Annotated in this window: 19 protein-coding genes and 3 pseudogenes; 19 read left to right on the top strand and 3 right to left on the bottom strand. The window is 47.1% G+C overall.

Annotated elements, in window-relative coordinates; all coding sequences use genetic code 11:
- Positions 1-42: 42 nt before the first annotated feature.
- Entirely contained in the window at positions 43-1,164 is a 1,122-nt protein-coding gene (locus ACXN9U_RS13075) for a response regulator aspartate phosphatase (RefSeq protein ID WP_060963667.1), read from the top strand.
- A 114-nt stretch (positions 1,165-1,278) separates the two neighbouring features.
- Entirely contained in the window at positions 1,279-2,055 is a 777-nt protein-coding gene (locus tag ACXN9U_RS13070; RefSeq protein WP_060963666.1) for a glucose 1-dehydrogenase, read from the top strand.
- A gap of 3 nt (positions 2,056-2,058) precedes the next feature.
- Here ACXN9U_RS13070 and ACXN9U_RS13065 read toward each other — a convergent pair whose 3' ends face one another.
- On the bottom strand, positions 2,059-3,297 hold the full coding sequence (locus ACXN9U_RS13065) for an MFS transporter (protein WP_060963665.1): 1,239 nt from the start codon (positions 3,295-3,297) through the stop codon (positions 2,059-2,061).
- 548 nt (positions 3,298-3,845) lie between these two features.
- Here ACXN9U_RS13065 and ACXN9U_RS13060 point away from each other — a divergent pair.
- The 4 genes and pseudogenes from ACXN9U_RS13060 (at position 3,846) to ACXN9U_RS13045 (ending at position 8,200) form a co-directional block, all read left to right on the top strand.
- Positions 3,846-5,525 (top strand): glycoside hydrolase family 13 protein, encoded by a 1,680-nt coding sequence (locus ACXN9U_RS13060; RefSeq protein WP_060963664.1) that lies wholly within the window; start codon positions 3,846-3,848, stop codon positions 5,523-5,525.
- A 181-nt stretch (positions 5,526-5,706) separates the two neighbouring features.
- Positions 5,707-6,654 carry a metal ABC transporter substrate-binding protein gene (locus ACXN9U_RS13055; RefSeq protein WP_060963663.1) on the top strand — a complete coding sequence of 316 codons (948 nt, stop codon included), beginning with the start codon at positions 5,707-5,709 and terminating at the stop codon, positions 6,652-6,654.
- Positions 6,655-6,708: 54 nt separating this feature from the next.
- Positions 6,709-7,403: pseudogene (locus ACXN9U_RS13050) on the top strand (metal ABC transporter ATP-binding protein).
- On the top strand, positions 7,361-8,200 hold the full coding sequence (locus ACXN9U_RS13045) for a metal ABC transporter permease (RefSeq protein ID WP_016936837.1): 840 nt from the start codon (positions 7,361-7,363) through the stop codon (positions 8,198-8,200). Before ACXN9U_RS13050 ends, ACXN9U_RS13045 begins: the two are co-directional and overlap by 43 nt.
- Positions 8,201-8,243: 43 nt before the next feature.
- On the opposite strand, the pseudogene ACXN9U_RS13040 reads toward ACXN9U_RS13045, so the two are convergent.
- A pseudogene (locus ACXN9U_RS13040) lies at positions 8,244-9,238 on the bottom strand (LLM class flavin-dependent oxidoreductase).
- A gap of 275 nt (positions 9,239-9,513) precedes the next feature.
- On the opposite strand from ACXN9U_RS13040, the gene ACXN9U_RS13035 reads away from it, so the two are divergent.
- From ACXN9U_RS13035 to ACXN9U_RS12990, 10 genes are all read left to right on the top strand, one after another.
- A complete protein-coding gene (locus ACXN9U_RS13035; protein WP_011996286.1) occupies positions 9,514-10,110 on the top strand; it encodes a TerD family protein in 597 nt (198 codons plus the stop codon).
- A 23-nt stretch (positions 10,111-10,133) separates the two neighbouring features.
- Positions 10,134-10,715 carry a TerD family protein gene (locus ACXN9U_RS13030; protein ID WP_007409047.1) on the top strand — a complete coding sequence of 194 codons (582 nt, stop codon included), beginning with the start codon at positions 10,134-10,136 and terminating at the stop codon, positions 10,713-10,715.
- A gap of 32 nt (positions 10,716-10,747) precedes the next feature.
- Positions 10,748-11,326 carry a TerD family protein gene (locus tag ACXN9U_RS13025; protein ID WP_038456899.1) on the top strand — a complete coding sequence of 193 codons (579 nt, stop codon included), beginning with the start codon at positions 10,748-10,750 and terminating at the stop codon, positions 11,324-11,326.
- Positions 11,327-11,364: 38 nt separating this feature from the next.
- Positions 11,365-12,138 (top strand): TerC family protein, encoded by a 774-nt coding sequence (locus ACXN9U_RS13020; protein ID WP_003156644.1) that lies wholly within the window; start codon positions 11,365-11,367, stop codon positions 12,136-12,138.
- Positions 12,139-12,211: 73 nt separating this feature from the next.
- Positions 12,212-13,834 carry a YceG family protein gene (locus ACXN9U_RS13015; protein WP_489201757.1) on the top strand — a complete coding sequence of 541 codons (1,623 nt, stop codon included), beginning with the start codon at positions 12,212-12,214 and terminating at the stop codon, positions 13,832-13,834.
- 6 nt (positions 13,835-13,840) lie between these two features.
- On the top strand, positions 13,841-14,929 hold the full coding sequence (locus ACXN9U_RS13010; protein ID WP_064777966.1) for a toxic anion resistance protein: 1,089 nt from the start codon (positions 13,841-13,843) through the stop codon (positions 14,927-14,929).
- A 115-nt stretch (positions 14,930-15,044) separates the two neighbouring features.
- On the top strand, positions 15,045-16,247 hold the full coding sequence (locus tag ACXN9U_RS13005; protein WP_489201756.1) for an MFS transporter: 1,203 nt from the start codon (positions 15,045-15,047) through the stop codon (positions 16,245-16,247).
- Between the two features lie 366 nt (positions 16,248-16,613).
- Complete coding sequence (opuAA, locus tag ACXN9U_RS13000) at positions 16,614-17,870, top strand: glycine/proline betaine ABC transporter ATP-binding protein OpuAA (RefSeq protein ID WP_060963659.1); 1,257 nt, start codon at positions 16,614-16,616, stop codon at positions 17,868-17,870.
- Entirely contained in the window at positions 17,871-18,719 is an 849-nt protein-coding gene (gene opuAB / locus ACXN9U_RS12995; RefSeq protein WP_003156639.1) for a glycine/proline betaine ABC transporter permease subunit OpuAB, read from the top strand.
- Complete coding sequence (locus ACXN9U_RS12990) at positions 18,719-19,600, top strand: glycine betaine ABC transporter substrate-binding protein (protein ID WP_099744967.1); 882 nt, start codon at positions 18,719-18,721, stop codon at positions 19,598-19,600. Before opuAB ends, ACXN9U_RS12990 begins: the two co-directional genes overlap by 1 nt.
- A gap of 34 nt (positions 19,601-19,634) precedes the next feature.
- On the opposite strand, the gene ACXN9U_RS12985 is transcribed toward ACXN9U_RS12990, so the two are convergent.
- Positions 19,635-20,756 (bottom strand): M20 peptidase aminoacylase family protein, encoded by a 1,122-nt coding sequence (locus ACXN9U_RS12985; RefSeq protein ID WP_489201755.1) that lies wholly within the window; start codon positions 20,754-20,756, stop codon positions 19,635-19,637.
- Positions 20,757-20,889: 133 nt separating this feature from the next.
- On the opposite strand from ACXN9U_RS12985, the gene ACXN9U_RS12980 reads away from it, so the two are divergent.
- The 3 genes and pseudogenes from ACXN9U_RS12980 to amyE all read left to right on the top strand — a co-directional run bounded on the left by ACXN9U_RS12980 (position 20,890) and on the right by amyE (position 25,099).
- Positions 20,890-22,323 carry a YfcC family protein gene (locus tag ACXN9U_RS12980; protein WP_060963657.1) on the top strand — a complete coding sequence of 478 codons (1,434 nt, stop codon included), beginning with the start codon at positions 20,890-20,892 and terminating at the stop codon, positions 22,321-22,323.
- A 92-nt stretch (positions 22,324-22,415) separates the two neighbouring features.
- A pseudogene (locus ACXN9U_RS12975) lies at positions 22,416-22,901 on the top strand (DUF6773 family protein); the annotation flags it as partial.
- A 218-nt stretch (positions 22,902-23,119) separates the two neighbouring features.
- Complete coding sequence (gene amyE / locus ACXN9U_RS12970; protein WP_489201754.1) at positions 23,120-25,099, top strand: alpha-amylase; 1,980 nt, start codon at positions 23,120-23,122, stop codon at positions 25,097-25,099.
- The last annotated feature ends 161 nt before the right edge of the window (positions 25,100-25,260 follow it).

The raw sequence follows: 25,260 nt of genomic DNA, 5'->3' as shown, positions 1-25,260 counted from the left end.
AAAATATAACATAATTAGTAGCCGGAGGAAGGAGGCAAATCTATGAAATCCAAGATTCCATCTGAAGAAGTAGCCGTAAAGATGAATGAATGGTATAAGCTGATCCGCGCGTTTGAAGCCGATAAAGCTGAAGCGCTGAAGCGGGAGATTCAATATGAACTCGAAGATATGGAAGAGAACCAGGATTTATTATTGTATTTTTCATTGATGGAATTTCGGCACCGCATCATGCTGGATAAATTAAAACCCATGAAAGACTGCGACGGCCGGCCTCCGTTCTCTGAAATGCTCACTGAGATTGAGATGAACCAGCAAAAGCTGACCGGTTTACTGGAATACTATTTTTACTATTTCAGAGGAATGTATGAATTTAAGCAGAAAAACTTCATCTCAGCGATTTCTCATTACAAACGGGCTGAGGAAAAGCTTGAATATGTGGAAGATGACATAGAGAAAGCCGAGTTTTTGTATAAAATTTCTGAAGTGTACTATCATATCAAGCAGACTTTCTTTTCGATGAATTACGCGGGACAGGCGCTTGATATTTACAAGAAATATGAATTATACGGAATGAGAAGGGTGCAGTGCAAGTTCATCATTGCCGGAAATTTGATGGACGCCCAGCAGCATAAAAAAGCGCTGGAATATCTCGAATGCGCCTTGGAGCACGCGGAGCGGCTTGATGATCAATATATGATTGCTGCGGCCTATTATAATATCGGGCACTGTATGTACAGTCTGGGTGACTTTTGCAAGGCGGCGGATGACTTTGAACGTGCGGCTGCCGGCTTTGAAGCAAACAGCTTCCAACAGGTCATTCAGGCTGTTTTTTCACTCACGCATATATACTTTAAAATGGAAAAATACAGTGAAGCCGCCGCCAGCTACGCGCGGGGCATGAAAAGCGCGGCGGAGTGGGAAGATGAGATCTATATGACAAAATTCCGTCTGATTAAAGAGCTTTATCAGGGGGAAGGCGGGCAGGATTCACTCAAAGAGTATTTTGATATTCTGGAATCAAAGGAACTGTTGGCTGACACGGAGGAGCTGCTTCAGGATGCGGCCCATTTCTTTCATAAACGGGGGAACTACAAAGCGGCATCTTATTTTTTCAGCCGGCTTGTCGGCGTGCAAAAAAGGCTGCAGATGAACAACTACGCATAATGAAAAAAGAACGGGGGGACTTCGGTTTCATCGTTCTTTTTATGATTCCTTCTGTTTTCAGCCGATCAAAACCGGGTACATGCCCTGTAATAACATCAGGGAGGAATTAAGACAATGTATCAGGATTTACAGGGAAAAACAGCGATTGTAACAGGTTCTTCGAAAGGAATCGGTAAAGCCATTGCCGAACGCTTCGGCAAGGAGCGGATGAATGTGGTTGTAAACTACCTCGGTGATGCTGCCGGAGCAGATGAAACGGCGGACATCATTGAGAAAGCGGGAGGCAGAGCCGTCACCGTAAAAGCCGATGTATCCTCAGAGAAAGAGATTCAGGCGCTGTTTGATGCCGCACAGGAGCATTTCGGCGGAGTGGACGTGATGGTCAACAATTCCGGCTTTAACGGTGCCGAAGCGATGCCCCACGAAATGAGTCTGGAGGATTGGCAAAAGGTCATCGACGTCAACGTGACCGGCACCTTTTTGGGGGCGAAAGCGGCCCTTAAACATATGCTCGATCGCGGGAAAAAAGGAACGGTCTTAAACATATCGAGCGTCCATCAGCAAATACCCCGCCCTGAAAACGTGCAGTACTCAGCATCCAAAGGCGGGATCAAAATGATGACGGAAACGATGGCGCTCAATTACGCAGATAAAGGCATCCGGGTCAATGCCATCGCTCCCGGCACGATCGCCACGGAGTCTAATAAGGACCTGGAAGATGAAACACATAAACAGGCCCAGCTGAAAAAAATTCCGATGAACGCCTTCGGAAAACCGGAAGAAGTCGCAGCCGCCGCCGCATGGATGGTGTCGGAGGAAGCAAGTTACGTGACCGGAACGACACTTTTCGTCGACGGAGGCATGACGCTTTATCCGTCTCAGCTGGAGTGAACATTACACTAATTTCTTATTTTTAATGTCACTTTCTTCTTTTAGGAGACGCCAGTCCTCGTTTCGAAGAGAAGTAAACAGAAAAACAATATTTGTCAAGATAATAATAAATGAGCCTGCTTGGAACACATGCAAAGTGCCAAGCTTATGAGAAAAATAGCCTGCAGCTAAAACGCTGAGGGGAGCCAGTAATGTTGAAATGAGCCTTGAACCGCTAAAAACGCGTCCTAAATAGTCAGCAGGGACATGAGTCTGAAAAAGCAAACTTACAAGTCTGGAATTTAAACCTATGCTCCCCATTAAAATGGAATTAAGAATCCCGATTATAAGCCAATGATCGCTGTGTGCAAGAATCAGTAAAGACAATGCAGTCATGAAAGATGAAATAAATAATGCATGTGCTGACTTGAAAAAACGGTGCACGTAGGGAAGAATAACACCGCTAATGATTCCGCCTGCAGCACTTAGCGTATAAATGAAACCGATTTGTGTTTCCGTGATATGAAGCTCTTCTTTTAGTTTGAACATAATCATTAGAACCGCCCCTGTTAACCCTAAATTTATAAATAGGTTCCATAACGTCAGCAACTTGTAAACTTTAATCGAGAGGGTATATTTAAGACCTTCAAAACTTTTCCTGAGAATTTCCTTAGGAGTTGCAGCGGCTGTTATCTCTTTATCTGAGTAGTTTATTAATTTAAGCGAGAAGATAAGGATTAAAAAACCTAAAAATGTAAACCATAGGCTATTAAACAATCCAAATATAGTTAATGATAAACCGGCTATTGAAGGGCCAATTGATGTAGCTATTGATAAAGCGATCTGAGAAAAAGAATTAGCTGAGGGCAGATCACTCTTTTTCACGATTTCAGGAATGATAGATATGTCAGTTAAACCATACATTGCGATTAGCAGATCAATAAAAAAGGCAATGAATAAGACAAGAGGTGCCGTTAGGATCTGCAATTCATGGAAGATTGGAATTAAAGAAATGAGGAATGCCTGCGATATTGAAATGAAGATAAGTACCTTTTTCCTATTATATGAATCAATAACGGCGCCGCCAAAATAGGCTGCAAGAAAATCTGCCAGAAAACCTAGAGCGTAGCAAACCCCCATTAATATTGGAGAGTTCGTGAAATAAAGTATTAACAAGGGGAGAACAAGGTCATATATATTTTCAGTTAATTTGTGTATAAAATTACTGCTGACTACGAAAAGAAACGCTCTGTTTTTAATCATGATTTAATCCTTTCCCATAATGTTAAATACAATAAAGAGAAGAACTTAGGACAGCTAAGTTCTTCTCGATTACTCTACTCAATCGTAACTTCGTAATTGTCCCCTATTTCTTTAAGTAAATCTTTAGCGCTTTTTGCTTCAATTGAGGCAGCGCCATAAGGTGTTTGAGCGATTTTTCCAAGCAATGCAATCGAGGCTTCATCCATAAGCTGAGGAGTAATACAATTGATGAATGCCTTTAGCCCTTCTTTTTCTAAAGGATTATCAATTTTGTTTACTAGATGTTCTTTTGGAAAAACAATCCTTCAATTTCGGTTTTCTCGATCTCTTCCTCTTTCATGAGTATCCTTCCTCTCATTTGATTTAAATACTGATTATTTTGAATAAACTAACAATAACCAATTTTTAGAATGTTGTAAACATTTTTTGTAATAATTGGATTTTTTTATTTTTGGTCTGTGACTCAAGTGGCCATATCATGTTTGGAAATATCGGGAAGACCTTGTTTACATTTAATAAAAATAAGGAAATAAAGGAGATTAGACTTTATGCCGAATGACTGGTGGAAAGACGCCGTTGTCTACCAAATCTACCCGCGGAGCTTTCAAGACACGAACGGTGACGGCATAGGCGACTTGCGGGGAATTATCGCGCGTCTCGATTATATAAAAGAGCTTGGCGCCGATGTGATATGGATCTGCCCGATTTACCCGTCGCCAAACGTTGACAACGGCTACGACGTGACAGATCACCAAGCGATTATGGAATCTTACGGAACGATGGAGGATTTTGGCGATCTGCTTACGGAATGCCGCAGCCGCGGATTAAAGCTTGTGATGGACTTCGTCTTAAATCATACATCCACAGAGCATCCTTGGTTCAAAGAGGCGGAAATGAATCCCGACAGCAAATACCGCGATTATTATATTTGGCGGCCGGGCACCGCGGACGGCCCGCCGACCGATTGGGTGTCGGCTTACGGCCAATCCGTCTGGCAGTACGAAGAACATACGGGCGAATATTATCTGCATATGAATGCCGTCAAACAAGCCGATCTGAATTGGGAAAATCCCGAAATGCGGCAATCTGTGTACGAGATGATGAGATTCTGGCTCGATAAAGGCGTAGACGGCTTGCGTATAGACCAGCTCCATCTTCTGTCCAAAAAAGAATACCTGCCGCCGTATGAAGATTATATCGCTCGCCGGGCCGATCCGAAGCCTTTCCGGCCAAACGGAGCACGGATACATGATTACTTAAAAGAAATGACGAAAGAGGTATTTTCCAAATATGACGTGATGTCGGTCGGCGAGGCCGGATCAATGACGCCTGAGGAGGGGCTCGTTTATACGGGAACCGATGAGCATGAGCTGAATATGATTTTTCATTTTCAGCATATGGAGCTTGACCAGAAGCCGGGCCAAGAGCATTGGGATGTAAAACCGCTTGAGCTGACCGATTTGAAGAAAGTGCTCACAGACTGGCAGAAAACACTTGAACATCAGGGCTGGAATACGCTGTATTGGTGCAATCATGACCAGCCCCGGATCGTATCCCGCTTCGGAGACGCAGGCAAATACCGAAAGGCATCAGCCAAAATGCTTGCCGCCCTGCTTTATTTCATGAAAGGCACGCCATACATTTATCAGGGAGAAGAACTCGGCATGACAAACGCCCCGTTTGACAGGATTGAGGACTATCAGGATATTCAGACCGTCAATATGTATCACAAAAGGGTATTTGAAAAGGGCTGTGACAGAGAAGAAGTCATGGCGTCTATTATGGCGAAAAGCCGTGACCATGCCCGTACACCGATGCAGTGGGACGGCAGCAAGAATGCCGGGTTTACAAAGGGAGAACCGTGGCTGAAGGTCAATCCCAATTACAAAACCGTCAATGCGGCCGAGGCTCAGGATGATCCCGATTCTGTATTGAACTTTTACAAAAAACTGATCCGCCTGCGAAAACAGTATGCTGATGTCATAAAAGGCAGCTACACGCTGCTGCTTCCTGATGACCCGCAGCTGTTTGTATATGAAAGACAAGCAAACGGACAAAAGCTCATCTCCATCAGCAACGTATCGAAAGAAGAAGCCGTCTTTTATTGGCCTGATGGCTCCAAACCTGAAAGCGCCGAGCTTCTTCTCAGCAACTATGAAAATGGCGGCGCGGAATCCCGCATCACATTCCGCCCTTATGAAACAAGAGTCTATCTGCTGGCCTGCTAAGAGTTAGACCGCCCCTGTCCTTACCTGACGGGGGCTTTATAGGTAAATCGGATATCAATTTAGAAAAAATATCTTGCAAAACGTAATTACTTCGTTTTATTATGGTAAAGGTAACAAATGAGCGAGAAAGTACGATTCGGAAATCGTCATCATTCTGATTTGCAGAACAGGGGGAAACGGCTTGTTTAAAAAATGGAGCGGAATCATCGTCATTGCGGCATGCTTTTTAATTGCGGCGGGCTGCGGCAATTCATCTTCAAAAGGTTCGTCAGGTTCTTCGAAAAACGGCAAACTGCACGTCGTGACGACCTTTTATCCTATGTACGAATTCACAAAACAAATTGTAAAAGACAAAGGCGATGTAGACATTCTCATCCCGTCTTCGATCGAGCCCCATGATTGGGAGCCGACGCCGAAGGATATCGCTGGCATTCAAAACGCCGATCTTTTCGTATACAACAGCGAATATATGGAGACATGGGTTCCGTCAGCGGAAAAAAGCATGAGCTCTGATCATGCGAAGTTTGTAAAGGCGTCAAAAGGGATTGACCTGCTCAAAGGCTCGGATGAAGAGGAGCATGAACACGGCGGTCATGACCACAGCATGGACCCTCACGTCTGGCTGAGCCCGGTTCTTGCGCAAAAAGAGGTCAAAACCATTACAGAGCAGATCGTAAAACAGGACCCGAAGAATAAGGCATACTATGAGAAAAATAGTAAAGAATATATTGCAAAACTGAAGGATCTTGATAAACTATACCGTACAACATTAAATAAAGCGGCGAAAAAAGAATTGATCACACAGCATGCGGCGTTCAGCTATCTCGCTAAAGAGTACGGCTTGAAACAGGTTGCGATTGCAGGCCTTTCTCCTGAAGAAGAGCCGAGCCCGGCCAAACTGGCAGATCTCAAAACGTTTGCCAAACAGCATGATGTGAAGATCATCTACTTTGAAGAAGTCGCGTCGCCTAAAGTTGCAGATACACTTGCCGGTGAAATCGGCGCGAAAACGGAAGTGCTCAATACACTGGAAGGTTTAAGCCAAAAAGAACGGGATAAAGGCATCGGATATATCGACATTATGGAGAAAAACCTCGATGCACTGAAAGATTCGCTATTGGTTAAATAACATAGTGTGCGCCGCAGGGTGCACACTATTTCTATGCGGGAAAGGAAGGTCAGCATGAATCTCGTTACATTAAAAGATATCGTTTTTGGTTATTCGCATACACCGGTGCTTGACGGCGTGTCGCTAGAAATCAAAAGCGGCGAATTCGTCGGCATTACAGGGCCGAACGGCGCGTCAAAATCGACGCTCATGAAAGTCATGCTCGGCATGCTCAGACCTTGGGAAGGAACGGCCGAGATCAGTAAAAAAAACGCAGCCGGAAAACGCCTGACAATCGGCTATGTTCCGCAGCAGATTTCTTCATTTAACGCAGGGTTCCCGAGCACGGTCCTTGAGCTTGTGCAATCCGGCCGTTATACGAAGGGGAAATGGTTTAAACGATTGAACGAAACGGATCACCACGAAGTAGAAAACGCGCTGAAGATGGTAGAAATGTGGGATTTCCGCAACCGGAAAATCGGCGACTTATCCGGCGGACAGAAACAGAAAATCTGCATTGCGAGAATGCTTGCGAGCAATCCGGATCTGCTGATGCTTGATGAGCCGACAACAGCGGTTGATTATGAAAGCAGACAGGGCTTCTATGAATTTATGCACCATCAGGTGAAAAATCACAACCGCACCGTCGTCATGGTGACACACGAACAAAACGAAGTACAGCAGTATTTGGATAAAGTCATACGGCTTGAGAGGGGGAAAAAGGCGGATGGAAATGTTTGACTTGGAATTCATGCGACGAGCTTTTCTAGCGGGAAGCATGATCGGAATTATGGCGCCGATATTGGGCGTATACCTCGTGCTGAGAAGACAGGCGCTGATGGCGGATACGCTGTCTCATATTTCATTGTCGGGCGTCGCCATCGGTTTTTTTCTCAGTACCAATATTACGGCGGCGAGCATCGTGGTCGTCACGATCGGGGCCATCGGCATCGAATATATGCGGCGGGCATACCGTACATATTCTGAGGTGTCCATCGCAATCTTAATGGCGGCCGGGCTGTCGTTTGCGATGTTTCTGATCAGCCTGTCAAAAGGCGGCGCGTCGATGAGCATCGATCAATATTTATTTGGATCGCTTGTGACGGTCAGCCAGCAGCAAGTCTATATTATCGGCGGAATTACCCTGCTGATCCTGCTTTATTTCATTATTTTAAACAGACCGCTCTATCTGCTTACCTTTGATGAAGCAACGGCGAAGACATCCGGCATTAACACCAATCTTCTGTCAATGTCTTTCAGCATCGTGACGGGGCTTGCGATTTCGGTCATTATTCCGATTATCGGCGTGCTGCTTGTTTCCGCGCTCCTCGTATTGCCCGCGGCTTTTGCGATCCGTATCGCCAAAGGATTTAAATGGGTGTTTACGGCAGCCATTGCCATTTCTCTGTTCAGTGTGTTCACGGGGCTGACGTCTTCATACCAGCTCGGAACGCCTCCGGGGCCGTCAATCACTTTACTGTTAATCATTCTGCTTCTGCTCGGCTTTACGCTGCAGGGGATTTGGAATGCGTTTAAAAAAGGAAAAGAACGAAAAAACCGCCGTTAAGCGGTGCAGCAGGCTCATCTGCTGCTCCGTTTGACGGCTTTTTTTACAGAAATAAATCAGCGAGACGTTCATATGACTCTTTTTTTGCTTCGAAATCAAAGACGTTGCACAGCACCATCATCTCTTTTGTCTGATAACGTTCGGAAAGTTCAAGCAGACGGCGTTTGACTGCGGCGGGAGAGCCGATCACCATCCGCTTCCTGTTTTCTTCAATCTGCTTACGGTCCTCCGGCGAATACGGGTAAGCCTTCGCTTCTTCCACACTCGGCACGCGGCTGTCGGCACCTTGCCGACACGAAGCAGCCATAAATCCTGGCTTAACGCGAGTTCTTCCGCTTTCTCATCCGTAGCCGCGCATATGACGAAAATGGCACAGAGCGAGGCGGGAGCGGAGAAATGGGCGGAGGCCCGGAAATGGTCCCGATAGATCTGAAAAGCTTTTTCCCCGCGTTCCGGATTAATGAAATGGCCGAAGACATAGCCCGCACCCTGAAGAGCGGCTCGCCTGGCGCTGTTTTCCCCGAGGCCGAGCACCCAAAGCTGCGGGGCTGTTTCAATCAAAGGCGCTGTTTTTATTCCGGCATAATCATGGTCCGAGGGAACCGAATCTGTCAAAAAGGATGACAAATCCTGAAGCTGCCTGTTGAACTCGGTCATGCTTTTCTTTACCCCGTCTGTGAGGGCAAGCCGGATTTTCGTCGTGCCGCCCGGTGAGCGTCCGACCCCCAGATCAATCCGGTTCGGATGGAGCGCCTCAAGCTGGCGGAATGTTTCCGCGACTTTATAGGGGCTGTACTGCGGCAGCAGAACGCCGCCTGAGCCGACCCGGATAGTCGTTGTGGCTGCGGCGGTATGAGCGATCATAATTTCCGGCGAAACGCTTGCGAGCCCTCTTGTGCCGTGATGCTCGGCAAACCAGTACCGCTTATAGCCCCAACCTTCGCTGAGGCGGGCGAGCTCCGCGGAATGGCGGAGCGTCTCGTGCGGACCGTTTCCTTTGGATACTGGCGCCTGATCAAGTATGCTTAAATCAATCACTCGTCTGCCCCTTTCCTGACATGTTTTGATACAAGGATAGGAAAAATGTTCAGTCCCCGTCAATTTCTTTGTTTTTTCTATTCTCTCCGGAACGAAGGAGAATATAGGAAGTGATTTTTCGCCGTTTTTCGTCAAAAATTCTTATGTTTTATGAAACTTTGATATAATAAAAGACGTATATCTTAATAAATACCGGGATTCATGTCCCGACATTTTGTGAAAATGCGCACTTGCGGCGTGCTTAGCGGCACCCTTACAGAATAGGAGTGAATCATATGGCGATCTCTTTACAAAAAGGCCAGCGGATTGATTTAACAAAAGGAAAAGCCGGCCTGTCAAAACTGCTGGTCGGACTCGGCTGGGACCCTGTATCATCCGGAGGCTTTTTCGGAAAACTGTTCGGCGGAGGCGGTGCCAATATCGACTGTGACGCTTCCGTACTGATGCTTGAAAATGATAAAATGACAGACAGTAAAAACGTCATCTATTTCGGCAATCTGAAAAGCCGATGCGGCGGTGTCGTACACACGGGTGACAACCTGACGGGAGAAGGCGACGGCGATGATGAACAAATTCTCATCGATTTGGCGAAAGTCCCCGCTCAGATTAATAAACTTGTGTTTGTCGTCAATATTTACGACTGCGTCAGACGAAAACAGGACTTCGGCATGATTCAAAACGCGTTCATCCGCGTCGTTGATCAGGCTAACCGCGAAGAACTGGTGACTTACAATTTAAGAGATAACTATTCAGGCAGAACGAGCCTGATCGCGGCTGAAATCTACCGCGAGGACGGCGAGTGGAAATTCGCTGCGATAGGTGAAGGCACAAACGATACGAAAATCGGCGATATCGTTAACCGATACGCCTAAACGAAAAAAAGGAGAGTGCACACATGGCAATTTCATTGGCAAAAGGACAAAAAGTAGATTTGACTAAAACAAATCCGGGGCTGTCTAAAGTCGTTGTCGGCCTTGGCTGGGATACAAACAAATACGACGGCGGACATGATTTTGATTTAGATTCCAGCGTCTTTCTATTAAATGAAGCAGGAAAATGCGCATCGCCCGATGATTTCATTTTCTATAATCAGCTTGAAGGCGGAAATGGCTCTGTCGCACATTCAGGCGACAACCTGACAGGCCAGGGAGAGGGCGATGATGAAAGCGTAAGAGTCAACCTGAGCGCAGTGCCTGCCGCTATTGACAAAATTTCATTCGTCATCACGATTCATGAAGCGGAAGCGCGCGGCCAAAACTTCGGACAAGTTTCCAACGCGTTCGTGCGCATTGTCAATGAAGAAACAAATGAAGAGCTGATCCGCTACGATCTGGCTGAAGATTTCTCAATTGAAACAGCCATTATCGCAGGGGAGCTTTACAGACATAACGGCGAATGGAAATTTTCCGCGATCGGCTCAGGCTACCAAGGCGGACTGGCCCGTATTGCGACAGATTACGGTCTGCAAATCGGCTGAACCATATCAAACACAGAAGGGAGAGACGGCACATGGCTATTCAATTAGCGAAAGGACAGCGTGTTGATCTGACAAAAACGAACCCCGGCCTTACAAAAGCGGTGATCGGCTTAGGCTGGGATACGAACAAGTACTCCGGAGGGCATGACTTTGACCTTGACGCGTCGGCTTTTCTGGTCGATGCCCATGACAACTGTGTAAATGATCTTGATTTTGTTTTCTACAATAACCTGGAACACCCGAGCGGCGGCGTCATCCATACGGGAGACAACCGGACGGGCGAGGGTGAGGGAGACGATGAACAAATTATCGTCGACTTCTCAAAAATACCCGCAAATATTGAAAAGATCGGTATTACCGTCACGATTCATGATGCGGAAGCGCGCGGCCAAAATTTCGGACAAGTTTCCAACGCGTTCGTGCGCGTCGTCGATGAAAACACCCAGAATGAACTGCTTCGTTTCGATTTAGGGGAAGACTTCTCGATTGAAACGGCGGTTGTCGTTTGTGAGCTTTACCGCCATGGGGCTGAGTGGAAATTTAACGCCATCGGCAGCGGATTTTCCGGCGGTCTGGCATCACTTTGCCGGAATTACGGCTTGCAGGTGTAAGCAGGAAATTACCGTTTTACTAAATAGGAGGAAAAAACTTGGATTTTCTACATCATATTATGTCGACCTACGCTTCCTTTTTTGATTGGAAAATGTGGGGTGAGGTGCTGACTGACCCTGTATCATGGGGGCTGATCGGTTCTCTGGTTCTGCTGGAGGGGCTGCTGTCGGCCGACAATGCGTTAGTGCTTGCGGTTATGGTAAGGCATCTTCCTGAAAAACAGCGGAAGAAAGCATTAACGTACGGATTGTTCGGGGCATATATTTTCCGTTTTATCTTTATCGGAATCGGAATGCTGCTTATTAAGTTCTGGTGGATCAAAGTGCTTGGCGCGCTGTACCTGGCTTGGCTCGTCATTAAGCATTTCTGGATCGGAGAAGGTGATGACGATACGGAAGGCATGAAGAAAAATTCATGGATGGTCCGTACGTTCGGAATTTTCTGGGCAACTGTCGTTTCAGTTGAGTTAATGGATTTGGCCTTCTCTGTTGACAGCATTCTGGCCGCGTTTGCGGTATCGGAAAAAGTGTGGGTGCTCTTGATCGGCGGTATGCTCGGTATTCTCATGATGCGTACAGTCGCAAAAGTATTCCTTGTTTTAATTGATAAAATCCCTGAGCTTGAAAACACGGCTTTCGTGCTGATCGGGATTATCGCCGTGAAAATGGCGGCGAGCGCTTTTGATTATGAAATGCCGCACGTGGTGTTCTTCGGAATCATCATCGCTGCGTTTGTGGTGACGTTTATCATCCACTATTTCAACAAACAAAAGCAGGTTCAGGAGCAGACGGCTGCATCTAAAGAAGAATAAAACCAAAAAAGGAGGGAGAGTTTATTTCCTTCCTTTTTTGTACCGATTATCATGAAGAGAAAGGAGGAAGATCATGAGGCAGGAAGAATTGGTGATCCGAAAAGCCGAGCCGGAAAACGATGACTGGGAAACGTTTCTGATGCAGCCGCTTCCGGAACGCCCCGGTTACGAGCGGGAAAACGGGCTGGCGTTTACCCGTCTAGCCGTCCGGATTCTGGGCACTCCTTATGATGAGACGGAGTACTATAATAAGCTTTTCGAGCTGTCTTCTCATGAAAACATTCATGTGTTGAGCGAGACACTGGATAAGACCATCGCGCCGGAAACGTTTCAGGCGCTGCAGCACATTCATTCGGTCAATCAAAAGGAAAAAGGCCTTTCTGTTTCCAGATTTGTCGCGTTTCTCGACGGGGGCAGGCTGCTTGCCAAACATGCCGATCCGCTTATGCACCGCCGGCTGAGAACCGCGTTTATGACGCTTTTGGAAACCTTTGCAGGCCGGCATGAAAACGGGCTGAATCATCCCGACTTCAGACGGGTGCTCTTAGATGTGTCAAAGTTCTCGCTGAACCACCTGAATCCATGGCTCGAACAAGCCGATATAGAGCGTGAGATGCCGAAGGTGGTGTGGTATGGAGACGCGACCAAAAGCCAGCTTTATTTTCTCTATTATCTCATGCTGATCGGCTGTGATGTCTTATTGTTTCATCCGTCAGCGGAAGATCCGTTCAGCATGATTGATCCGGATGAGGAGCTCAGTCTTGTGATAAAGCTCCCCGCAACAGGCGGCCTTAAGCCTTTTCCGAAAGAAAAGCCGGACAGAACGTCCACGACGGCCTACCGGTCAAAGAAAGAAATTGAGCATGTGCTGAACCATGAGGAATCCATGATGTATAAGCCTTGGCAGTTCAGGGAGCACACCCCGCAGTCCGTGACCTTAAAAACGACGTATGATGAGTTATTTCTCATTGCGAAGGAGCGGGCGTTTATCCGGCCGCAATTTAAAGCGGACAGGGAGCGGGTGGCCGTTCCGAACCTTTTTGCGAAAGTGATGGGGGTTTCCAAAGATACGAAGGAATATTGGAACAGACTCCATACCGCCGCGGACTATCAGGAGACACACATGATCCGCAGTTTTCCGTTTACGGAAGAGCTGAAAGCCAACTACCAGTATCACTACAGTCAGGTTTTAAACGAAGAAGGAGCGATTGACGCGGACAGGCTGCAAAGAAGCAACATCTGGCAGTACAAGCACCTCCCGTCAGGCGTGCAGAGCGCGATCGCCAATGTGATTTCTGACATGTGCAGAAACCCAGGGCTGAAGGCTTTGCCCGGGGAGCAGGCAAGGGATGCCGCAATTTATTTGTTCCGCCAGGCGACGAACTTGCCCGCCTCGCTGCTGCAATTGATTCAGACGTTTGATTACGCCCAAACCGTACCGAAACTCGTTTTATATCATACCGAACAAAATGGCGAACTCACACGTTCGGACGCAGCCGCTCTTTTGTTTTTAAATAAATTCGGCGTTGATATCATCTTGTATAATCCGCCGGGGCATCAAGACATCGAGCATTATATAGAAGAAAGCCAATTCGATGTCCATTGGCTGGAGGACATGGTGTTTCGGCAGGAATATAAAGAGCCGTCACTCGTAAGAAAGCTGTTTAGAACCATTACGCAAAAGCAGGGAGAGTAAATAAACATGACAGAAAATCAAAATCCGCTTGTTCTTGATAAAAATGAAGAGATTTCTGAACAAAAAGCAGATGACATCAGAGTGCAGCTGCGCCAAGACCCTGAGGTGCAGCGCATTGCGCAGCAGATTGACGTGAAAAACCAAATGGAGCTGCTGGAGTACGGAAAAGAACCGGCAGTTGAGATCTCGAAGTTTTCCGACCGCATCTTAAATATGATGAAAACAACAAGTGTCACAGATTCAGGCACAATGCTGACGCAGCTCGGAAAAATCATGGACCGTTTTGACAAGAATGATTTCGATGAACCAAAAGGATTTCTCGCTAAAATGTTCAAGCGCGGCAACAGCATGATTGAAAAGATTTTTCAGAAGTACCGCACCCTGGGCGGAGAAATTGAAAAAATCCATGTTGAAATTTCGAAATACAAAGATGAAATGGCAAAGACGAACCATACACTTGAAGAGATGTACGAAAACAACATTAACTACTACATGGAGCTTGAAAAATATGTCGTTGCCGGGCAGATGAAGCTTGAGGAAATGCAGGCGCTCATCCCTTCTTATGAAGAAAAAGCGGCCGGCGGGAACCAGCTTGCGCAAATGCAGCTCGATACGCTGCGCGACGGGCTTCAAGCGCTTGAGGAACGTGTGTATGATTTAGATATGGCGCGGATGGTGGCGCTGCAAACGGCACCGCAGATCCGCCTCCTTCAGCGCGGGAACACGAAGCTCATCGGAAAAATCAATTCCGCATTCGTCATTACGATTCCGATTTTCAAAAACGGCATCATTCAGGCTGTCACCGTCAAACGCCAAAAGCTTGTGGCTGATTCAATGAGCGAATTGGACCGCCGCACGAATGAAATGCTGAAGCGCAACGCTGAAAATATTTCAAACCAAAGCGTGGAGATCGCCCGTATGGCAGGCCGTCCGAGCATTGACATTGAGACGATCGAAACGTCTTGGAATACGATTGTCAGCGGTATGCAGGAAACAAAACAGATCGAGGAAGAGAACAGACGTATCAGAGAAGACGGAGCGAAACGGATTCAACAGCTTCAGGATAATATTAAAAACGCAGTCTTAAAGAATTAATCTGCACCCCGCTTGCTTACGGCAAGCGGGATTTTTTTTGTGAAAAAGATAATGACAATGTGTAAAGACAGATGTAAACTTATACGGTAATCATTTTCGATTTGAGGTGCTGCTTATGAACAAACAACCTGCCGTTACTCCGCGCAAACTTCTGGCCATCGCCGGAATGGGCTGGCTGTTTGATGCAATGGATGTCGGAATTTTATCGTTTATTATCGCCGCGCTTCACGCTGATTGGAATTTAACGCCTGATCAAATGAAATGGATCGGAAGCGTCAATTCCATCGGTATGGCAGCGGGCGCCTTTGTATTCGGAATGCTGGCTGACAGGATCGGCCGGAAAAAAGTGTTTATGATCACGCTGTTGCTCTTTTCTGTCGGAAGCGGCATATCCGCTTTCGCAACGGGATTGACGGTTTTTCTCATATTGCGTTTTCTGATCGGAATGGGGCTTGGCGGGGAGCTTCCTGTCGCCTCCACGCTCGTGTCAGAAGCGTCCGCCCCTGAAAAGCGGGGGAGGATCATCGTGCTGCTTGAGAGCTTTTGGGCGGCGGGCTGGCTTCTTGCGGCGGTTATTTCTTACTTTGTCATACCGGCATTCGGGTGGCAGGCCGCGCTGCTCTTAACGGCGCTTGCAGCGTTTTATGCGCTGTATTTGCGGAGAAGCCTTCCGGAGTCACCGGCGCATCAGGCTTTATCGCAGAAAAAAAGTATACGCGGCCAGGCGGGAAGTGTCTGGGTGAAACCGTATATCCGGCCGACGGTTCTGCTGTCTGTCGTTTGGTTCTGCGTCGTCTTTTCCTATTACGGCATGTTTTTGTGGCTGCCGAGCGTGATGCTGATGAAAGGCTTCAGCATGATTGAGAGCTTTGAATACGTGCTGCTGATGACACTTGCCCAGCTTCCCGGATATTTTTCAGCGGCGTGGCTGATCGAAAAAGCGGGGCGGAAGACCATCTTAGTCATCTATTTGCTCGGAACGGCGGGCAGCGCTTATTTCTTCGGTGCCGCAGATTCATTGGGTATGTTATTGGCGGCCGGCATGCTGCTGTCCTTCTTCAATCTCGGCGCGTGGGGCGTGCTTTACGCCTATACACCGGAGCAGTATCCTGCGGCGATCCGTGCGACCGGCTCCGGGACAACGGCGGCCGTCGGCAGAATCGGCGGTATTTTCGGCCCGCTTCTCGTCGGATCGCTTGCAGCCCGGAACGTTTCGTTTACAGCTATTTTTGCCGTCTTTTGTGCGGCCATTCTGATTGCCGTCATCACCATTCTTATTCTCGGTAAAGAAACGAAACAGACAGAGCTTGCAGAATGAGCACCCTTTTTGGGTGCTTTTTTTGGAGACCTATATTTTTCCTTAATATTCCTTATTTTTAGGAGGAGGAAACTCCTTTAACTAGGACAATGTCGCAAAGAAATTCTTGTAATTGTAAAAAAAGGATAGGAAATCAGTTTTGCAGCACATTCGATGGAAACGTTCTCAAGCCTGATAAAAGCCCGGTTTCCTTTGTAATTTATCCTCATTAAGGAGGATTAGAGAGTATTTAGAAGCATACCAGAGGAAAATCAGACACATGGATGTTTTTAAAGTAATGATACAAAATAACAGGGATTATGATGTTTGTTTGACTTATTACAAACGTGTTACGGTATTAAGGATTGCTTATTATGGAGGGAAAATATGAATTCGGATGAGAAACCAATTAAGATAAAAGTCGAAAATGTATCCAAAGTTTTCGGAAAACAGACAAAAAAAGCCATTCAGATGCTGTCCAGCGGAAAAAACAAAAAAGAGATCCTGAAAGCTACCGGATCAACCGTTGGTGTCAATCAAGCAAACTTTGATGTTTATGATGGGGAGATATTTGTCATCATGGGTCTATCGGGGAGCGGTAAATCAACTTTAGTGCGGCTGTTAAACCGGCTTATTGAACCGACTGCCGGGAATATCTATATTGATGGTGACATGATAACAAATATGTCAAAAGACCAGCTCCGGGAAGTGCGCCGGAAAAAAATCAGCATGGTCTTTCAAAAATTTGCGCTGTTTCCGCACAGAACGATTCTTGAAAATACAGAATACGGTTTGGAGCTCCAAGGCGTTGACAAAAAAGAGCGTGAGCAAAAAGCGCTTGATTCGCTTAAGCTTGTCGGTCTTGAAGGCTTTGAACATCAATTCCCCGATCAGCTTAGCGGAGGAATGCAGCAGCGTGTCGGCCTTGCCCGCGCATTAACGAATGATCCTGACATTCTTCTGATGGATGAAGCTTTCAGTGCGCTTGATCCGCTGATCCGTAAAGATATGCAGGATGAGCTTTTAGACCTTCATGACTCTGTCGGCAAAACGATCATCTTCATCACGCATGACCTTGATGAAGCATTGCGCATCGGCGACAGAATCGTGCTGATGAAAGACGGTAACATCGTTCAGATCGGGACACCTGAAGAAATTCTGATGAGCCCGTCTAATGAATATGTTGAAAAATTCGTTGAAGATGTTGATTTATCAAAAGTTCTGACAGCGGGCCATATCATGAAGCGCGCTGAAACTGTGCGGATTGACAAAGGGCCTCGTGTAGCGCTGCAGCTGATGAAGAACTTGGGTATTTCTTCTATTTACGCCGTTGATAAACAGAAACAGCTTCTCGGCGTCATTCACGCGGCGGATGCGAAAAAAGCGGTGGAATCCGACTTATCGCTTCAGGATATTTTAAATACTGAATTTACGACTGTGCACGAAAGCACCTACTTGACGGAAATTTTCGATGTCGTGTCTGATGCGAATATTCCGATTGCCGTCACGGACGATAAGAACCGCATGAAAGGCATTGTCGTAAAAGGCGCATTAATCGGCGCGCTTTCAGGCAATAACGATTATATAAATGTTGAAGATTCTGCTGAACAAGCTCAGGATTCTTCTGTTCAGGGGGTGAAGTAAATGGACAGATTGCCTAGAATTCCGTTAGCAGATATCGTTGACAGGTTTGTTGACTGGCTTACCATGACGTTCGGAGGTTTCTTTGACGGAATCTCAAACGGTTTGGCCGCTTTCGTAAACGCGATTGTGAGCGGATTGGGTTTCATCCCGTCTATTTTATTGACTGTTATTTTTGCAGCTCTCGCTTGGTGGATCAGTACGAGAGGAATTGCACTCTTTACGTTAATCGGATTCCTTGTTATTGATTATTTGGGTTATTGGTCGCCGATGCTGCAAACGCTGGCGCTTGTCGTCACATCTGTTTTGATTTCCATTATTATCGGGGTTCCGATCGGCATATGGGCGTCTCAGAAAGAAACGGTCCGCCGCATTGTCACACCGATTCTGGATTTAATGCAGACCATGCCGGCTTTCGTATACCTGCTGCCTGCCATTTTCTTCTTTAATATCGGGGTTGTGCCAGGCGTTGTGGCATCTGTTATTTTCGCGATGCCTCCGACGATCCGCATGACGGTTCTCGGTATTAAACAAGTTCCGGCTGATCTGATTGAAGCGACTGAAGCGTTCGGTTCAACGACGTCTCAGCGTCTGTTCAAGGTTCAGCTTCCGCTTGCCACAAAAACCATTCTTGCCGGTATTAACCAAAGCATCATGCTTGCTTTGTCAATGGTCGTTATCGCGGCCATGGTCGGAGCGCCGGGTCTCGGTTCTGAAGTATACAGCGCCGTGACACAATTGAAAACCGGTGTCGGAGTGGAAGCGGGTATCGCGATCGTCATCGTAGCGATTACACTCGACCGTATCACGCAAAACATTAAAGTGAAGAAAAAGAGCAGGGGGAATGCCTGATGCTTAAGAAAATCATCGGTGTCGGCGTTACCGCTGCGCTGGCTCTTTCTTTGGCTGCCTGCGGTTCGCAGACTGATGGTCAGGCAACGGCTGCGGATCAGGTGAACAAAACCATTATCGGTATTGATCCGGGCTCGGGAATCATGGCCCTGACGGATGAGGCCGTGAAGGATTACGGATTGAAAGACTGGAATGTCGTCACAGCATCAAGTGCCGCTATGACGGCGACATTGAAAAAATCATATGACCGGAAAAAGCCGATCATCGTAACGGGCTGGACGCCGCACTGGATGTTCTCCAGATATAAGCTGAAGTTCCTTGATGATCCGAAAAAAACGTACGGAACTGCCGAGCAGATTCATACGATTACAAGAACCGGCTTCAGTAAGGAACAGCCTAACGCGGCCAAGGTTCTCAGCCAGTTCAACTGGACGCAGGACGATATGGGAGAAGTCATGATTGCCGTTGAAGAAGGCGAAAAGCCGGCCAAAGCCGCTGCTGAATATGTGAAAAAACATAAAGATCAAGTAGCTCAATGGACAAAAGGCGCTCATAAAGTAAAAGGTGATAAAATCAACCTGGCTTATGTAGCGTGGGACAGTGAAATCGCAAGTACGAACGTGATCGGAAAAGTATTTCAAGACCTCGGCTATGACGTGAAGCTGACGCAAGTGGAGGCAGGCCCGATGTGGACTGCGATTGCGACAGGCAGCGCGGATGCGTCACTGTCTGCTTGGCTTCCGAACACCCATAAAGCATATGCGTCTAAATATAAAGGCAAATATGAAGATGTGGGAACGAGTCTGACAGGCGTCAAGATGGGTCTGGTCGTTCCTCAGTATATGAAAAACGTCAATTCAATTGAAGATTTGAAGAAATAACGAAGAAAAGCAGCCCTGTGACGGGCTGCTTTTTTTATGCTTCAAACGATGCGAGGACGGCGGCTGTTAATATCTCAACACCTGTAAAGATGGCGCTTCGGTCAAATGTCATATGAGGATGGTGGAGCCCCGGCTGAAGTCCGCATCCAAGGCCGAGCATCGTCGTTTTCAAGTTCGGCACCTTCAGTCCGTAGAAATGAAAATCCTCTCCTCCGGTTGTCACGAGAGGCTCATCCACATGTTCTTCTCCGAGAATGCCGCTTATTGCAGACGCCATGATGGCTTCCGCTTCTTTGTTTCGCTCGGCTGCCGGGAGGCTGTGTTCTTTTTGCAGTTCGATCTTTGCGCCGAATGCGGCAGCTGCCGCCTCGCAGGCTCTTTCGGTTTCGGCGGTTAATTTCTCCATGGCGGCATTGGTTTGCGCACGGAGATCAAGGCTGAAGGAGGCTTTTCCCGGAATGATATTGGAACTCTCTCCGCCTGCCTGAAGCTTTGTCATCTTCACCGAATGCGGAATGCCGGGATCGAGATGAATGAAGCTGAGTTTCTGCACGAGAAGGGCGGCGATTTCAATACTGTTAAGCCCGAGATGCGGCCTCGCGCCGTGGGCTTCTTCTCCGATAATCAGGCCTTCAATATGCTGGCTTGAGCCATGCAGAATGGAGGGGGCGCATCGGCCGTTTGCCGTTTCCTGTACGGGGCGTACGTGCACGCCGTATAAGTAGTCAACATCATCAAGCACGCCTTTTTCAATCATTTTCAGCGCCCCGCCGCCTTTTTCTTCTGCCGGCTGAAAAATAAAGCGGATGGTTCCCTTCGGAAGCTTCGGCTGACTCTTTAAAAGCATCATCGTGCCGAGCGCCATCGTCATATGTGAATCATGTCCGCATGAATGGTTCGCCTGAAAAACACCGTCCACTTCCTGCCACAGCGCGTCAATATCCGCCCGGACAGCCACAACAGGGGAGCCTTCTCCGATTTCGCCGACAACTCCGGTACAATCATCAAACGTGCGGGTCCGACAGCCGGACGCTTTCAGTTTTTCAGCCAGATATTCAGTCGTTTGATATTCTTTCCAGCTTGCTTCGGGATGGGCGTGCAGGTGGTTAAAAATATCCATAATGACTTGTTTGTCATGCTCTGTGAGTCTGTTCATGCCGTAAGTCCTCCTTCAAAAGCTGTCTGTTTTTTATTTTTGATATTGAAAACAGGCAATCGGTCTGTATATAATATAGCACATATCTGTATTTTCTGAATAGTTTATAAATTTAAAGCGGGATGGTGATGTTATGGCTGTGCCGAAGACCGAACCTGTATTGAAAAAGAAAAAAATGTTTGTCATGCCCGATGCTTATGTGCTGCTGTTCATTGTCGCTTTACTTTGCGCGATAGCGTCGTACATCGTTCCCGCTGGAGAATTCGACAGGGTGACAAAGGGCAGTGTGACATCTGCCGTCCCTGGAAGTTATCATTCTCTGGATCAGTCCCCTGTCAGCCCGATCGCCTTTTTTACCGCGATTCAGGAAGGGATGACAAGTTCCGCACCGATTATCTTTCTGATCCTGTTTACGGGCGGCACCATTGCGATTTTAGAGAAAACGGGCGCCATCAGTGGATTGATTAATAACGTGATCAGTACGTTCCGCACAAAACAGCTGCTGTTTATTGCGATTGTCGGATCTCTATTTTCGATTCTCGGCACAACCGGCATCGTCGTCAATTCCGTAATCGGTTTTATTCCGATCGGCCTGATCGTCGCCCGTTCGCTGAAATGGGATGCCGTGGCCGGAGCAGCCGTCATTTATATCGGCTGTTATGCGGGGTTTAACGCGACGATTCTATCACCTTCACCGCTCGGGTTATCACAAAGCATCGCGGAGCTGCCGATGTTTTCCGGCATTGGCCTGCGGATTGCCGTCTACATTTGTTTTCTGCTATCATCTATTTTATATATTTATCGGTATACGAGAAGACTCAGAAAAGCAAAGGACGCCAGTCTGCTGGGGAACGATTGGTTTCCGGCGGCAGGCTCAATCCGGCAGGTTTCTGATCAGGAGGACAAGCATGTCCCGTTTACTGTCCGCCATAAGCTGATTCTGGCTGTTGCGGCTTTGTCGCTTGCCGGCTTTTTGTACGGTGCGCTAACCCTTGGCTGGTCTGATTCAGAAATGGCCGCCGTGTTCATTTTTATCTCGATCGTGTCCGGACTGATTGCGGGGATGGCGGCAAATGATATCGCAAAAACGTTTATCACAGGCTGCCAGGGTCTCGTTTACGGCGCGCTGATTGTCGGAATGGCGAGAAGCATTTCCGTTATCCTGGAACACGGAAAGCTGCTTGATACGGTAGTTAATGGACTTGCGTCACTGCTCCACGGTTTCAGCCCGATGGCAGGCGCAATCGGAATGTATATTTCCAGTGCTCTGCTTCATTTTCTGATTTCATCAGGATCGGGGGAGGCGGTCGTATTTATACCGATTTTGGCTCCGCTTGCCGATCTGATGGGCATCACGAGACAGGTGGCAGTTGAAGCGGTCATGCTCGGAGAAGGCGTTGTAAACTGTGTCAATCCGACATCGGGCGTACTGATGGCCGTACTGGCCGCAAGCGGTATTCCGTACGTAAAGTGGCTTCGCTTTATGGTTCCGCTGGCGCTGATCTGGTTTGTGATCGGACTGGTGTTTATCTGCATAGGCGTTTTGATCAAATGGGGTCCTTATTAAACGTTTTTGTCAATGATATTTCGGTTTATCATTATGAATCGGCAAGATATAATGGGAGTTGTAAGCCATTCTTAAAAGTACGGGAGGAAGTCATGAATCAGCATCGGAACCGACTTTCAAACGTGAATGGAAAGAGTGAGAGTGTGAAAGAGAAAGAACGAATGATTTGGTCAGAAGTCGGAATGCTTGTGGGCACACTGTCTTTGCTTGATATCATCGTACGCGGACTTGTCCTGAACTGTCCGTTTAGGGAATGGGCCGGAAGCTTGGCGGTTTTCTTCATTATAATTGTTTATTATTGTATCAGAGCAGGAGCGTCGGGAATGCTCATGCCGAGAATAGATACCAAGGAAGAACTGCGAAAACGAGTGAAGCAGCAGCGGATCGATTCAATTGCGGTCGCTTTTGCGGCAGCTGCGCTTACGATGTACGACAGGGGGCTGCCCCATACATTCTTTGCTTGGCTGAAAATGATCTTTCTTTTTATCGTCTGCGGAGGCGTTCTGTTTTTGCTTCGGTATGTCATTGTGAAGCTGTCTTACAGAAGAGCGATAAAAGAAGTGAAAAAGAAATCATCTTGATAGGTGGTTTCTTTTTTTGTTGATCTGATAGGAATATAGATTTGATTTCACTCTGCCACGTTGCTTTGATAGTGGGAGTGTGATAAGTTGAAATGAAAGCGTTAACAAAATTCTCCAGTCTTCACAACAGTCGAAAGGAGGAAGCTGAAGAAAGGGTAAGAGGAATTTTTGACTCCGCAGTCAGTCTTCAAAAAATCAAATAAGGAGTGTCAAAAATGTTTGAAAAACGATTCAAAACCTCTTTACTGCCGTTATTCGCCGGATTTTTATTGCTGTTTCATTTGGTTTTGTCAGGGCCTGCAACTGCAAACGCTGAAACTGCAGACAAATCAAATGAGGTGACCGCATCTTCAGTCAAAAACGGAACCATCCTTCATGCCTGGAATTGGTCGTTCAATACGTTAACACAAAATATGAAAGATATTCGTGATGCGGGCTATGCGGCCATTCAGACGTCTCCGATTAACCAAGTTAAGGAAGGGAACCAAGGAGATAAAAGCATGAGTAATTGGTACTGGCTGTATCAGCCGACATCGTACCAAATCGGCAACCGTTACTTAGGAACTGAACAAGAATTTAAGGACATGTGCGCAGCCGCAGAAAAATATGGCGTAAAAGTCATTGTCGATGCGGTCATCAATCATACGACCAGTGATTATGGCGCGATTTCTGACGAGATTAAGCGTATTCCAAACTGGACCCATGGAAACACACAAATTAAAAATTGGTCGGACAGATGGGATGTCACCCAAAATTCACTGCTGGGGCTGTATGATTGGAATACTCAAAATACTGAGGTGCAAACCTATCTGAAACGCTTCTTGGAAAGAGCATTGAATGACGGAGCAGACGGATTCCGCTATGATGCCGCCAAGCATATAGAGCTTCCGGATGACGGGAATTACGGCAGCCAATTTTGGCCGAATATCACAAATACAGCGGCGGAATTCCAATACGGAGAAATCCTGCAAGACAGCGCGTCCAGAGATACTGCTTATGCGAATTATATGAATGTGACCGCTTCAAATTATGGGCATTCCATCAGGTCCGCCTTGAAGAACCGCAATCTGAGTGTGTCGAATATTTCCCATTATGCATCTGATGTGTCTGCGGACAAATTGGTCACATGGGTGGAATCCCATGATACGTATGCCAATGATGAGGAAGAGTCAACATGGATGAGCGATGACGATATCCGTTTAGGCTGGGCAGTGATCGGTTCCCGCTCAGGAAGTACACCTCTTTTCTTTTCCAGACCTGAGGGCGGAGGAAATGGTGTAAGATTTCCCGGAAAAAGTCAAATAGGCGATCGCGGGAGCGCCTTATTTAAAGATCAGGCGATCACTGCGGTCAATCTATTTCACAATGTCATGGCCGGGCAGCCTGAGGAACTCTCGAATCCGAATGGAAACAATCAAATCTTTATGAATCAGCGCGGCTCAAAAGGCGTTGTGCTGGCAAATGCAGGATCGTCTTCCGTTGCCGTCAATGCTTCAACGAAATTACCTGACGGCAGGTATGATAATAGAGCCGGCACCGGTTCATTTCAAGTAACGAACGGTAAACTGACAGGCACGATCAATGCCAGATCCGCGGCTGTTCTTTATCCTGACGATATCGGAAATGCGCCTCATGTCTTCCTCGAGAATTATCAAACGGGGGCAGTCCATTCTTTCAACGATCAGCTGACGGTCACCCTGCGTGCAAATGCGAAAACAACAAAAGCCGTTTATCAGATCAATAATGGGCAGCAGACGGCGTTTAAGGACGGGGACCGATTAACGATCGGAAAAGGAGATCCAATCGGCACGGCATACGATATCAAGTTAACCGGAACGAACAGCGAGGGTGCAGCGAGAACCCAAGAATATACGTTTGTCAAAAAAGACCCGTCTCAAGCCAACACCATTGGCTATCAGAATCCGGACCATTGGGGCCAGGTAAATGCTTATATCTATAAGCATGATGGAGGCAGGGCCATAGAATTAACCGGATCGTGGCCGGGGAAAGCCATGACTAAGAATGCTGATGGAATTTACACGCTGACGCTGCCTGAGAATGCGGATACGGCCAACGCCAAAGTGATTTTTAACAATGGCAGCTCCCAAGTGCCCGGACAGAACCAGCCCGGCTTTGATTATGTGAAGAATGGTTTGTATAACAATTCTGGTTTGAATGGCTATCTTCGGCATTAAAGAATAGAGAAATCAGGATTTCTCAGAATGCCTGACTAAGCGCCGCCTCAATGATTTTTAATCAAGCTGAAAAGATGACAGAATCCTAAAACCCAACCGTTTTAGGATTCTGTCAAAAATCTGGGGGGTTTTCAAGACAAAACTTTTCTCTTGCAAAAGTT

This window comes from Bacillus sp. BACIII (genome assembly GCF_057836745.1).
The sequence above is the reverse complement of the archived record's forward strand: the minus strand, read 5'-3'. Positions and strand labels throughout refer to the sequence as shown.

Excerpts from the sequence above, each read along its gene's own strand:
- ACXN9U_RS13060 (WP_060963664.1), top strand. The coding sequence starts at position 3,846 with ATGCCGAATGACTGGTGGAAAGACGCCGTTGTCTACCAAATCTACCCG.
- ACXN9U_RS13035 (WP_011996286.1), top strand. The coding sequence starts at position 9,514 with ATGGCGATCTCTTTACAAAAAGGCCAGCGGATTGATTTAACAAAAGGA.
- ACXN9U_RS13070 (WP_060963666.1), top strand. The coding sequence starts at position 1,279 with ATGTATCAGGATTTACAGGGAAAAACAGCGATTGTAACAGGTTCTTCG.
- ACXN9U_RS13075 (WP_060963667.1), top strand. The coding sequence starts at position 43 with ATGAAATCCAAGATTCCATCTGAAGAAGTAGCCGTAAAGATGAATGAA.
- opuAA (WP_060963659.1), top strand. The coding sequence starts at position 16,614 with ATGAATTCGGATGAGAAACCAATTAAGATAAAAGTCGAAAATGTATCC.
- opuAB (WP_003156639.1), top strand. The coding sequence starts at position 17,871 with ATGGACAGATTGCCTAGAATTCCGTTAGCAGATATCGTTGACAGGTTT.
- ACXN9U_RS13045 (WP_016936837.1), top strand. The coding sequence starts at position 7,361 with ATGGAAATGTTTGACTTGGAATTCATGCGACGAGCTTTTCTAGCGGGA.
- ACXN9U_RS12985 (WP_489201755.1), bottom strand. The coding sequence starts at position 20,756 with ATGAACAGACTCACAGAGCATGACAAACAAGTCATTATGGATATTTTT.
- ACXN9U_RS13005 (WP_489201756.1), top strand. The coding sequence starts at position 15,045 with ATGAACAAACAACCTGCCGTTACTCCGCGCAAACTTCTGGCCATCGCC.
- ACXN9U_RS12990 (WP_099744967.1), top strand. The coding sequence starts at position 18,719 with ATGCTTAAGAAAATCATCGGTGTCGGCGTTACCGCTGCGCTGGCTCTT.
- ACXN9U_RS13065 (WP_060963665.1), bottom strand. The coding sequence starts at position 3,297 with ATGATTAAAAACAGAGCGTTTCTTTTCGTAGTCAGCAGTAATTTTATA.
- ACXN9U_RS13025 (WP_038456899.1), top strand. The coding sequence starts at position 10,748 with ATGGCTATTCAATTAGCGAAAGGACAGCGTGTTGATCTGACAAAAACG.
- ACXN9U_RS13030 (WP_007409047.1), top strand. The coding sequence starts at position 10,134 with ATGGCAATTTCATTGGCAAAAGGACAAAAAGTAGATTTGACTAAAACA.
- amyE (WP_489201754.1), top strand. The coding sequence starts at position 23,120 with ATGTTTGAAAAACGATTCAAAACCTCTTTACTGCCGTTATTCGCCGGA.
- ACXN9U_RS13010 (WP_064777966.1), top strand. The coding sequence starts at position 13,841 with ATGACAGAAAATCAAAATCCGCTTGTTCTTGATAAAAATGAAGAGATT.
- ACXN9U_RS13015 (WP_489201757.1), top strand. The coding sequence starts at position 12,212 with ATGAGGCAGGAAGAATTGGTGATCCGAAAAGCCGAGCCGGAAAACGAT.
- ACXN9U_RS12980 (WP_060963657.1), top strand. The coding sequence starts at position 20,890 with ATGGCTGTGCCGAAGACCGAACCTGTATTGAAAAAGAAAAAAATGTTT.